Source organism: Streptomyces sp. NPDC057424, from assembly GCF_042803315.1.
Lineage (GTDB): Bacteria > Actinomycetota > Actinomycetes > Streptomycetales > Streptomycetaceae > Streptomyces.
In genome coordinates, this window is the sequence record NZ_JBHVCP010000104.1 from 1 (window position 1) to 10,726 (window position 10,726).

The 10,726-nt window shown below is 67.4% G+C and carries 8 protein-coding genes and 2 pseudogenes; 3 read left to right on the forward strand and 7 right to left on the reverse strand.

What is annotated here, in order from left to right:
• Nucleotides 1–253: 253 nt before the first annotated feature.
• Entirely contained in the window at nucleotides 254–817 is a 564-nt protein-coding gene (locus ACFU3E_RS37645) for a hypothetical protein (protein WP_384169096.1), read from the reverse strand.
• A gap of 207 nt (nucleotides 818–1,024) precedes the next feature.
• Between ACFU3E_RS37645 and ACFU3E_RS37650 the strand changes: the two genes are divergently transcribed.
• A complete protein-coding gene (locus ACFU3E_RS37650; protein ID WP_384169099.1) occupies nucleotides 1,025–2,008 on the forward strand; it encodes an ArsR/SmtB family transcription factor in 984 nt (327 codons plus the stop codon).
• A gap of 194 nt (nucleotides 2,009–2,202) precedes the next feature.
• Here the strand turns inward: ACFU3E_RS37650 and ACFU3E_RS37655 are convergent, their stop codons facing one another.
• The 6 genes and pseudogenes from ACFU3E_RS37655 to ACFU3E_RS37680 form a co-directional block, all read right to left on the reverse strand.
• Nucleotides 2,203–3,045 carry a MerR family transcriptional regulator gene (locus ACFU3E_RS37655; RefSeq protein ID WP_384169102.1) on the reverse strand — a complete coding sequence of 281 codons (843 nt, stop codon included), beginning with the start codon at nucleotides 3,043–3,045 and terminating at the stop codon, nucleotides 2,203–2,205.
• Nucleotides 3,046–3,321: 276 nt separating this feature from the next.
• A pseudogene (locus ACFU3E_RS37660) lies at nucleotides 3,322–4,547 on the reverse strand (IS701 family transposase); the annotation flags it as partial.
• A 352-nt stretch (nucleotides 4,548–4,899) separates the two neighbouring features.
• A pseudogene (locus tag ACFU3E_RS37665) lies at nucleotides 4,900–6,131 on the reverse strand (IS701 family transposase).
• A 172-nt stretch (nucleotides 6,132–6,303) separates the two neighbouring features.
• Nucleotides 6,304–6,615 carry a hypothetical protein gene (locus tag ACFU3E_RS37670; protein ID WP_384169104.1) on the reverse strand — a complete coding sequence of 104 codons (312 nt, stop codon included), beginning with the start codon at nucleotides 6,613–6,615 and terminating at the stop codon, nucleotides 6,304–6,306.
• 262 nt (nucleotides 6,616–6,877) lie between these two features.
• The gene (tpg, locus tag ACFU3E_RS37675) at nucleotides 6,878–7,192 is read right to left on the reverse strand and encodes a telomere-protecting terminal protein Tpg (RefSeq protein ID WP_384169107.1); all 315 of its coding nucleotides are present in this window, start codon (nucleotides 7,190–7,192) and stop codon (nucleotides 6,878–6,880) included.
• 577 nt (nucleotides 7,193–7,769) lie between these two features.
• Nucleotides 7,770–9,062 carry an IS256 family transposase gene (locus ACFU3E_RS37680; protein ID WP_384169111.1) on the reverse strand — a complete coding sequence of 431 codons (1,293 nt, stop codon included), beginning with the start codon at nucleotides 9,060–9,062 and terminating at the stop codon, nucleotides 7,770–7,772.
• Nucleotides 9,063–9,227: 165 nt separating this feature from the next.
• Between ACFU3E_RS37680 and ACFU3E_RS37685 the strand changes: the two genes are divergently transcribed.
• Nucleotides 9,228–9,833, forward strand: a complete 606-nt coding sequence (locus ACFU3E_RS37685; protein ID WP_384169114.1) for an ABC transporter ATP-binding protein — start codon at nucleotides 9,228–9,230, stop codon at nucleotides 9,831–9,833.
• Nucleotides 9,830–10,654, forward strand: a complete 825-nt coding sequence (locus ACFU3E_RS37690) for an ABC transporter permease (RefSeq protein ID WP_384169117.1) — start codon at nucleotides 9,830–9,832, stop codon at nucleotides 10,652–10,654. The genes ACFU3E_RS37685 and ACFU3E_RS37690 overlap by 4 nt, the downstream gene beginning before the upstream one ends.
• Nucleotides 10,655–10,726: the final 72 nt, after the last annotated feature.

The window sequence follows — 10,726 nt, forward strand, 5'->3', positions numbered from 1 at the left end:
GCGACCTTGCCCCAACCTCAGCCAGAAACGGACATCACCTTACGAACCGCCCACTGAGACGTCCGAACGGGCCCTGCCCGTCCGCTTCTCCCGCCCCGCGGTGGACGGGCAGGGCACCGCATCCGCTGATCGAAGCTGTCACTCACTGACGCGTTGGGAGAGCGGAAGACCCCGCACGTGTGCTATCCGCACCGCACGCAGCGGGTGTCCGGGCCGCACCGCGCGGAGTTCATGCCAACTGGTGGGGTGTGGTTTAGATGTTGGGCGACTGGCCGAGGTAAGTGTCTTTGAGTGATCCTAGGGAGTTCACTTTCACGGAGCTGGGCTTGCTGAGGGTTGTGCCGAAGCACACTGACCAGGAGTTGGCTCCGACTCCTGATGATGCGCAGTGCCAAAGCCCCAGGTGGGTTCCGGTGGCGGTGTAGAGGTCCATGGTGGCGCTTGCGCTGTAGAGGCTGGATCGGTTGTTGCGGACGATCACTGCCGCCTGGACGCTGCCTCCGCCTGCTGACCTGATCGCGCACACCTGCGCGATTACGGAAGCAGCGACGGTCTTGCTGCCGGCACACGCCCAGGTGGCGGGGCTTGAGGTGATCGGGTTGGTGTTGCCGTAGGCACGCCAGGTGCCGGCATCCGCAGCGGGGCCGGCCTCGGTGGCGGTGGCGGGGCCGGCGGTTGCCAGGCCCAGTCCGAGGACGGCGGTGATGGCGAGGAGCGAGCCTGCGCCGGTTCGCCTGCCTCGCCTGCCGGCCGTGCCGGCTGCGGCGGCCGTCCTCGTGCGGCTCTTGACCGTGCTGGTGTCGTCCAGGGTCACCATGACAACCACTCCCACATTCTCGGGCCGTTGGGATTCTTTGGGGTTACGGGTGTGCACTCTCGCGTCGTGCGGAGGTGACCGCCGCGCATCGGGCCGTGAACGGTGCCGGCGTTTGTTCACCGCCGCGATGCAACCACGCGCAGGTCTTGCGGCGGAAAGGATTCGAGCCCGTTCAAATCCATCACCACGGCTGCTACCGTCGGCGTGGTGCTCACCGTGCGATTGGATGCCGACACCCTGGCCAGGACGCGGTGGGCGCTTTCCCCCGCCGCGGAGTCCCTGGCATGGCTTAAACTCACCGCCGCCTCGAGACGGCACCCGGTGTTCGGGGATCCCGGACCACTCGCCCGCGCCTCCCTGGCCCATCCGGATGTCGCCCTGCTCGCGGACCTGCTGCCGCGAGCCGGTGACACCTACACGCCTGACCTGCTCACCCCTCAACCAGGTGCGGGCGGGCAGGTTCGTGACCTGCTGGGCGAGCAGATCGCACAGATCGAGGCCGCAGCGCAGGACGACCTGGAAACCCAGGTCTTCACCTACACCCAAACTCACTGGAACAGGCCGCTGCCGGTCGCGACCCGCCGGATCGCCGAGTCGGGGCGGATGCAACGACGTCTCGCCAACGGTCTCGCCCGGTTCTGGCACGACGCCCTCGCCGAAAGCTGGCCCGAATTACGCTCGGTCCTCGATCGGGACATCGCCCACCGGGCGACGGACATCGCCACCCACGGCATCGGCCAGGCGCTCGGAGCACTCCACCCCGACATGCGGTGGGCGGGCGACGCGGTCACCCTCGCCACGTCGTGGGACGGCGAAGTTGATGCCACCGGCCGGGATTTGGTCCTCGCCCCGGGCGCGCTGAACTGGCCCGACGTCATCGTCCAGGTCGACACCCCCGGACAGTTCGTCCTCTACTACCCCGCTCAGCGCATCGGAGCCGGCAGAGGCTCAAGGCCCGGAAGGATCGCGCAGGTGGTCGGCAACACCCGAGCGGCCTTGCTCGCGGACCTGGAAACCCCCCGGTCCACCACGGAACTCGCCGCCCGGCTCGGATGCACCCCGGGCACCGTCTCCTACCACCTTGGTGCTCTGCATCGCGCACGTCTGGTCACCAGAGTCAGAGACGGCCGCTACGTGCTGTACCAGCGCACCGCACAAGCGGCAGGTCTGCTGGAAGAAGCCCGAAACTGACACGGTGGGTCTCCCGCCTAGTACTCCAGCTGTAGATCGTGATCTTCATGTCTGGGTGTCGGCGGCCAGTCGGAATCCCCACGTACGGCCAGTGGGAATGTAACTCTCCGTTTCGGCTCGGGGCTGGTGCCCGATGCGGCCGGTCATGTGTGAACACGACCGGCTGCCGGGCCATGTTGGTGCGGGGCAGGAGATCAGCTGTCTGCGGAGTGGTCCTGGCCGAGGAGTTCTGCCGCGAGTTCCATGCAGCGGATCCGGGCGGGAGAGAAGTCGCAGGGCAGCTTGGTGACCGCTTCGGAGGCGCTCATCTGTGCGGGCTCCTCGCCCTTCAGGTCGGCGTCGTAGGTCTCGAAGAGCTTCTCCTCGTCCGTGTCCAGTCCGGCCGCCTCGATGGCCTTCTCCAGGGCTTTGTGGTGGGCGTATCGCTGTGCGGCGAGTTCTTCGACGCGGGGGTCATGGGGATCAACGCCGTCGTCGAGGGCGGCCTCGGCAGCGTCGAGACGGTCCTCCTCGGCCCTGAGGTCGGTGTGGGTGGCCAGCACGATGAACACGCTTGCCTGGACGGCGGCGCCCAGCGGGCCGAAGACCCGTTCCGTGACCAGCAGGGCGTCCAGGTCGGAGGGGCGCAGTGCGCCCGGGGGTAGGTGGCCGAGCCGGTCCGTCACCAGTTCGGAGAGTAGCCCGAGCGGGCTGCCCACGGCCCGCAGGCGCTGGACAACGGCGCGCTGGCGTTTGATGTCGGCCTCCTTGGCGGCCAGGGCTTCCTCCAGCCGGCCCAGGTTCTCCTCGATGTCCCGGGCTTCGTCAAAGGCGGCCCGCATGTCGTCCAGGCTGATGCCGGCGTCTGCCATCTTGCGGATCCACAGCAAGCGGATCATGTCGGCGTAGCCGTAACGGCGGCGGCCGTCCCCGCCTCGCTCGGGCTCCGGCAGCAGACCGATGTCGTGGTAATGGCGAATCGCGCGCGAGGTGGTCCCGGCGAACGCGGCCGCATCACCGATCTTGACCTGGCGGGGAGGTGTGAAGGAGGGGTGCATCGCGGAGGGAGCCTTTCGTGCTGGGGTGTCTCGACGACATCACATGCCGCTACGGCATGTGCAAGGACACACCACTCAGGCGCCACCAACAGCCGGGCCCCTCCACCGCCGGAACCCATCCAGCACAACGACGCCCCCGACTCCCTCTGGCGGACCTCTCCACCTTCACTTGCGTGCCACTCGGAATGGCAACGCAGAGTGACTACCGGCGGTCAGATAACTCCCCACCAAGTGGCCGCCGCTGGGGAATCCGGACCTGGCCGCCGACATCTGGGCTGCGGCCTGTCGCCGGTAATGGCTGGTCTGTGATCGTGCCTGGTGGCGGCGTCGCCATCGGACCAGCCGAGCCGGTGGGTGAGGTCGGTCAGCGGCCGGACGGTGACGGCGAGGAACAGGTGCTGGATCTCGTTGCAGGTCAGCGGGATCAGGTCGTCCGGTCCGGCGCGGCGTGTGTGTTCGTCGGCGCGGACGACGGCGAGGAAGACGTGAGCCAGCATGGCGAGGGTGACCCAGCGGCTCCAGGACGGGTAGCGGCGGACCTGGTGTTCGTCAAGCCCGGCCAGGCCTTTCTCCGTCTGGAAGGTCTCCTCCACCCTCCACCTGGATCCGGCCGCCCTGACCAGGGTGCGCAACGAGACCGGCCCCGTGGAATGGCACCGGTAGTAGGCGAGTTCGCCGGTGGTGCGGTTGCGCCGGATCAGCAGCTGACGGTGCCCCGGCGCCGGGTCTGTGAGGTCGATGACGGCCCAGTCGTAGGAGCGGTGCCCTTTCGCGCCGCGGCCGGCGGACAGTTTCTGCCAAGCCCGCTTCGGTAGCCTCCTGGCCAGCGCATCGGCGCGGAACGTGCCCGCGCCGGTGGCCACTTCGGCCGAGCAGGCCACCGCGAGCACATAGCCCAGACCGCGTTTTTCCAGGGCCACCCTCAGTTTCGGGTTGCCGCCGTAGACCTCGTCGCCGGTCACCCAGCCGATGCGGTGCCCGGCGTCCAGGAACCGCTCGATCATCACGCGGGCCAGCTCCGGCTTGGTCGCGAAGACGGTGTCCTCGCCCAGCCCGGCCGCCCGGCAGCGATCCGGGTCGCAGGTCCACGAGCGCGGGACGTACAACTCCCGGTCCACCGCCGCGTGTCCCCGCTCACCTGCGTAGACGAGAAACACGGCGACCTGGGAGTTCTCGATCCGGCCGGCGGTGCCGGTGTACTGGCGCTGGCCCCCGACGGTGCGGGTGCCCTTTTTCACGTCACCGGTCTCGTCCACGACCCGTACCGCGGCCTCGTCGTGGAGATGTTCGACGACGTACTCGCGCACATCGTCACGCACGGCATCGGCGTCCCAGGACGCCCGGCACAGCAGATGCTGCATGCCGTGCGGGGTCTTCTCCCTGGCCCACTCCGCGATCGTCCAGCAGTTCTTGCGCGGCAGGTCCGACAACAGGCCCAGCATAAACCGCCCGGCCCGCAGCGGGGGTTCGACCCGGGCGAACCGGCCCGCGATTCGGCCCATGGCCACCTCGAACATCTCCCGCCAACGGCCGGGATCTACGCTGTGACCTGCGGCCACCGTCTCTTCGTCAGTCCACACAACTCACGATGGTCAACGGTGGCCGCACCCGTCTCCGCACCGGCCCCGACCAGCGAGATCACGATCTGCAGCTGGAGCACTAGTACTCCAGTCGCAGTTCGCTGTTCCCGCTGGTCAGGGCGGTGTTCGTGAGTGTACTCGGCTGATGTTCCGTCAAGTGCTGTGAGTTCGTGACCTTGGATGCGGCGGCGGTAGTGGCAGCGTCTGGCGATGGCCTGGTGATGCCTGCGCCAGCGGGACCAGCTCAGCGCGTGGTCGGTGCGCCGAAGGTGTGTCAGCGAGGGACGGCCAACTGCCAGGAGTCGCCGGATTTCCGCCACGGTGAGCGGTGCAAGAGCGTCGGAACCGTTTCTGCCGCCCCCTTTTCGGCTGCCGCTGCTGCCACGGCGGCGAGGAAGGTGTGGGCGAGCATGGCCAGGGTGATGTGCCGGTACCAGCCCGGATACCGGCGGACCTCGTACTGGTCGAGGCCGCACTCGTTCTTCGCGGCCTGGAAGGCTTCCTCGATCGCCCAGCGGGTCTCGGCGATGCGCACCAGCTCGGCGACGGCGGTGCCGTTGGGCGCGGAGGTGAGGTAGTAGGCGATCTCGTCCGGGCGGGCCAGGCTGCGGCGGGCCAGGACCCAGCGCTGGTGGGTGGGCTGATCGCCGTCGAAGTCGTCGATGGCGTGCAGACTCGCCGCGGCCCAGTCGTAGACGCGCGGGCCTTTCGCGGCGTTGCCGCAGGAGTGGCGCTCCCAGGCGTCGTCGGGTGCCTGGGCGATGGCAAAGTCGATGCGGCCCAGGGCATGGATATGCTGGGACTTCGGCACGGCCAGGACGTAGCCGACGCCGGCCTCCTCCAGCATGCGGCGCAGTCGCCATTCCTGGCCGTAGGCGGAGTCCGCGGTCACCCAGGCGATGGGCAGTGGTGAGGCCAGTGCCCGCATCACCTGGCCTTGGCCAGGTCGCCCTTGGTGGCGAACTCCCGCTCGTCGGGGATCCTCGCCGCCCTGCAGCGATCCCGGTCAGACATCCAGGACTTGGGCAGATACAGCTCCCGGTCCACCAGGGCCCGGCCCTTGGGTGAGGCGTAGGCGGCGAAGACACCGATCTGGCAGTTTTCGGTGCGGCCGGCGGTGCCGGAGTACTGGCGCTGCACCCCGGCCGAGACCGTGCCCTTCTTGATGAACCCCGTGTCGTCGATGATCAGCACTCCAGCGGGGTCCCCGAGTTTCTCGGCGACGTATTCCTGCAGGTCATCGCGTACCTCGTCGGGGTTCCAGCAGGCTCGACTCAGTAGGTGCTGCAGACCCGCGGGAGTGCGGTGACCGGCGTGCTCGGCCAGCTGCCAGCTGTTCTTCCGGCCCACTGGGCCGATCAGGCCGTGGACGTAGGCCCGCATCCGCCGCCGCGGATCCACCCGGCCGAACCGGTGACCGATCCGCACCAGCAGCTCTCCCAGTTCCTCCGACCAGACATCGGGCCGCACATCGTCTTGCACAACAAACACAACGGCCCGCCGCATCCAAGGTCACGAACTCACAGCACCTGACGGAACATCAGCCGAGTACACTCACGAACACGCCCTGACCAGCGGGAATAGCGAGCTGCGACTGGAGTACCAGACGAGCTGAGTTCGGGAGGGTGGTCGGAGCCAAGGGTGTCCGGCCGGACACCCTCGGGTACCTCGTACCGCCTCACCTGACCAGGAACTTCACCGAACCGAAGTGATCGGGGCCGCTCTGACCCGGCTCGAAGAAGGCCACGACCGCGCCGTCCTGGCAGTCCGTGCCCCGGTACAGAACGGCAAGGCGGTCGGTGTGATTGGTCGGCCGGTTGGCCTCAGCCCGCGGGTTGTAGCAGCGACCGTCTTCGGGATTGGGCAGCTCGATTCCCTGCCCGTCCACGTAATAGACGAAGGATCCACGTGCCGCCTGGGCGGGCGTCGCGACGGTGCACAGGGCCGCAGCGGCAAAGGCCACAGCCAGCATCTTTCGGAGGTTCTTCATGAATTCGCTCCCTCGGGGACGTCTTCCGGGAGGCCAGTGTGTTCGCTCTTATACGCTCGCGGGCCGCCTGTCACCCAAATGGTCGTAGAGGAAACGATCCCGCCTCACTCACCGGAGCTACCTCTCGCCCCGGGACTGACGCTGCTGCAAGTCCCGCTGCAGCAGAGCCGGGATCAAGACGAGGCGACAACATGGGTTCCTATGTGACACCTACCGTGCATCGGCTCAATAAGGTCTATAGCAGGCCCTGAACTTGGCCGTGTCAGAACTGAAACTCTATCGACTGGACGTGCGCGAAATCCGCGCGCAGGCCATCAGCCCGGGTGCCCCATTCCGTGAAATACGACGCGGTGATGGCGTCAGCGACGATCGGATGTAGGCCTTCCTCCGTCGCACCGGCCTCCTGTAGGCGGAGGATCTCAGCGGCGTAGGTGGGCGATATCGGCGTGGTGATGGTGCGCACGCGGCCGTCGTCCGAACTGCCCGTGCAAGTGAATCCGTACGCCATCACCTCCACCATCATGCCGGTGGAGGTCGCCGCTCGGCCCTTCACTTGCGCCCTGACCTGGGGTGCCACTGGGATTCCGTCCCCTCCACCAGCGCGGCTTGCAGGCGCTTCTGGGGCTTCGCCAGCTGCCCGTCGCGGTAGCGCTCCACCGTACGGCGCGAGACGCCCAAGTGCTCTGCCAGAGCCCTCGTGGACCCCTTCACTCGCGTGAGAAGGAATTTCACGTCAGTCTTCGCGGATTCCGGCGGGCCGGGTGAACCTTGCGCTCCGCCCGCGTCAGGGTGTCCAGGACCTTGCTGGGGCGCGGGGCCGACTGCTGCATGGCGTCACTGTCGACCATTCGTCCTGGGAACCCCAGGTCCCCTGTGGACAGACGACGCCACCGACGGACCTCTGTGGTGGCCGATCGTGTTGTGACAACGCAGCGCACTTGGCAAATCAGCACACTTGTCGGCAAACGCCACCGATGTTGCTTCGCGGTCACTCTCCGGAGCGATCAGTTGTGATCATCTGCCGCCCACTGCCGTTTGGGAGCTGTGATCCGGTGCGTTGATCACCGCCCAGCGCGCAATACCGGTGAGCGCACCCCGATCTTCGCAGCGCGATGGGGTCTGTCAAACGAGCGGTGTAACCAGGGTGGTTGGGGTTACTGGCGGGCTGCGGAGAGCCGGCCGTCGAAGGTGATGTCGAAGGCGTTCAGGGCGGTCTTCCAGCGCATGGTCCAGCGGGCCTGGCCCTTGCCGGTGGGGTCCAGGCTCATGATGGCCATGTAGACGCATTTCAAGGCGGCGGTCTCGTTCGGGAAGTGTCCACGGGCCTTGACCGCACGCCGGATCCTGGCGTTCACCGATTCGATCGCGTTCGTGGTGCAGACGATGCGGCGGATCTCGGTGTCGAAGCGGAGGAACGGAGTGAACTCCTCCCACGCGTTCTCCCAGAGCCGGACGATCGCCGGATACTTCCTGCCCCAGGCGTCGACGAACTCCGCGAACCGCTCGAGCGCGGCTTCCTCGGTCGCAGCGGTGTAGACGGGCTTGAGGAGCTTGGCGATCTTGTCCCAGTCCTGGCGGGCGGCATAGCGGAAGGAGTTCCGCAGCAGGTGGACCACGCAGGTCTGCACCGTGGTGCGGGGCCAGACGGTCTCGACCGCATCAGGCAGGCCCTTGAGACCGTCGCAGACGAGCATGAGGACGTCGTTCACGCCGCGGTTCTTGATCTCGGTGAGGATGTGCATCCAGTGCTTGGCGCCCTCGCCGCCGTCGCCGGCCCACAGGCCCAGGATGTCGCGGCGGCCCTCGGTGGTGACGGCCAGGGCCACGTAGATCGGCCGGTTCGCCACGGCACCGTCGCGGATCTTCACGTGGATCGCGTCGATGAAGACCACCGGGTAGACGGCGTCGAGGGGCCGGTTCTGCCATTCGACCATGCCGTCCATGACCTTGTCGGTGATGGTGGAGATGGTCTGCCTGGAGACGTCGGCGCCGTAGACCTCGGCGAGGTGGGCCTGGACCTCGCCGGTCGTCAGGCCCTTCGCGGACAGAGAGATCACCATCTCGTCGACGCCGGACAGACGCTTCTGCCGCTTGCGCACGATTTTCGGTTCGAAGGTCCCGTCCCGGTCGCGGGGCACGGATATCTCGACCGGTCCGACGTCGGTGAGCACAGTCTTGCCACGCTTACCGTTGCGTGAGTTGCCGCCGTTCTTGCCGACTGCGTCGTGCTTGTCATAGCCGAGGTGGTCGGTGATCTCGCCTTCGAGGGCGGACTCCAGCAGGCGCTTGGTCAGCTGCTGCAGCAGTCCGCCCTCGCCCGTCAGTTGCAGGCCCTCGGCCTGCGCCCGGCCCACCAGTTCGTCGACGAGCTGGTCGTCCACCGCCCTCGACGGCTGCGGTTCAGGCGTCTCGACGGACTCGGGCTCGGTCACGTTCTCACTGGTCATCGGTGCATCTTCCTTGATCAGGAGTTACACCGAACGTTTTACAGTCCCGCGCGATGTGCTTCGCGCCGCCCGTCCCCTCTTGCCTCGTTTCCTTGTGGCCGTCGGTTCGTTGGCAGCTGTGGGACATCCATTCGGCCTACATCAGGGCTGAGGGAGGGGGTGTTGATGGAGGCAGAGGGAGTCCACCATTCCTACGGTGGGCGGCGGGTATTACGCGGTATTGATGTCGCGCTGCCTGCGGGGTCGGTGGTGGGTATCGTCGGCGAGAACGGGGCGGGCAAGTCAACGCTGTTGAAGATCCTTTCGGGGGAGCTCCGACCGGACCGGGGCACGGTCCGGCACGGTGAGCGGTTCGGGTACTGCCCTCAGCAGGTGGTACTCAACGACGCGTTCACGGTGCGCCAGCACCTGGAGTTCTTCGCCGCGGCCTATGACGTTGCGGATCTGCGACGGGCTGAGGAGGTCATGGAGATCCTGGGTTTCGCCCAGTACGCCGGCGCTCTGGTGGGGACGCTCAGTGGCGGCACGCGGCAGAAGCTGAACCTGACACTCGCGGTGATGCACGACCCGCAGGTGCTGCTGCTGGACGAGCCGTACCAGGGCTTCGACTGGGAGACCTACCTGCGGTTTTGGGATCTGGTCGGGGACCTGCGTGCGGCCGGCCGATCGGTCCTCGTCGTCTCGCATCTGGCCTACGACACCGACCGGCTCGATCAGGTGTGGCGGTTGCGGGACGGTGTGTTGCACGGGCGGCAGGAGGAGGTGCGGTGAGGCGGGGGGTGCGGCTGTTCCAGGTCGCCACGCGTTATGGGCTGGTGGAGCACGCCAGGAACCGGTTCGCCATGCTGCTGGTGGCGGTGTTTCTGCCTGTGTGGGTCATGATGACGGGCTGGGCCATCGCCAAGGAGCCGGTGCAGTTCCGGCTGCACGGCACCGGTCGCGTGCTGACCGCCGGAGGTGACAAGATCACCCAGATCACCGGGGCACTGAACGGAGTCACGCTGATCATCGGATTCATGATGTTCGCGGCGACCTTCAGCAATGGGGCCTTCGACCGGCGCCTGTCCATGGCCGGGTTCCCCCGGCTTCCGCTGGGGCTGGCGAAGGTCGCCTGCCTGGTCTTCGCGTCAGTGGTGGTCTGTTCGTACGCCACTGCGGTCATCTGCTGTTTCTGGTCGCCCAGGCAGCCCGTGCTGCTCGGCGCAGCGCTGTTTTGCACGGCGATGACCTACGGTGCGCTGGGCGTCGCCCTCGGCACACTCCTGCGCCGGGAGGTGGAGGGCATGTTCGCCGTCGTGATGATCAGTGTCGTGGACCTGGGCTTGCAGAATCCCCTCGCCAGCGGAGGGGCGGGCAGCGACATGGTGCGCTGGCTGCCCTCCTACGGTGCCATGCAGGCCGCGACGGCGGCGGGCTTCTCGACCACCGTGCCGACGGTGGATTTCGCCGTCCAGCTGGTCTGGTTCACCGCCGTCGGGCTCATCGGGCTGCTGGCCTTCCACCGGCGTACCCGGTCCGCTCTGGCAGCCACCGTGCGGATCGGTCGGCAGGCGGATGCCCCGGTCCCGTTCGGGAAGGCGGCGAATCCATGAGGGCGGTGTTCCCCGCGCTAGGTGTATTGACCTGAAGCGTTGTTCACACGGCTGATCGGTGGGTGGCCGCCG

Excerpts from the sequence above, each read along its gene's own strand:
- ACFU3E_RS37645 (WP_384169096.1), bottom strand. The coding sequence starts at position 817 with ATGGTGACCCTGGACGACACCAGCACGGTCAAGAGCCGCACGAGGACG.
- ACFU3E_RS37655 (WP_384169102.1), bottom strand. The coding sequence starts at position 3,045 with ATGCACCCCTCCTTCACACCTCCCCGCCAGGTCAAGATCGGTGATGCG.
- ACFU3E_RS37670 (WP_384169104.1), bottom strand. The coding sequence starts at position 6,615 with ATGAAGAACCTCCGAAAGATGCTGGCTGTGGCCTTTGCCGCTGCGGCC.
- ACFU3E_RS37680 (WP_384169111.1), bottom strand. The coding sequence starts at position 9,062 with ATGACCAGTGAGAACGTGACCGAGCCCGAGTCCGTCGAGACGCCTGAA.
- ACFU3E_RS37685 (WP_384169114.1), top strand. The coding sequence starts at position 9,228 with ATGGAGGCAGAGGGAGTCCACCATTCCTACGGTGGGCGGCGGGTATTA.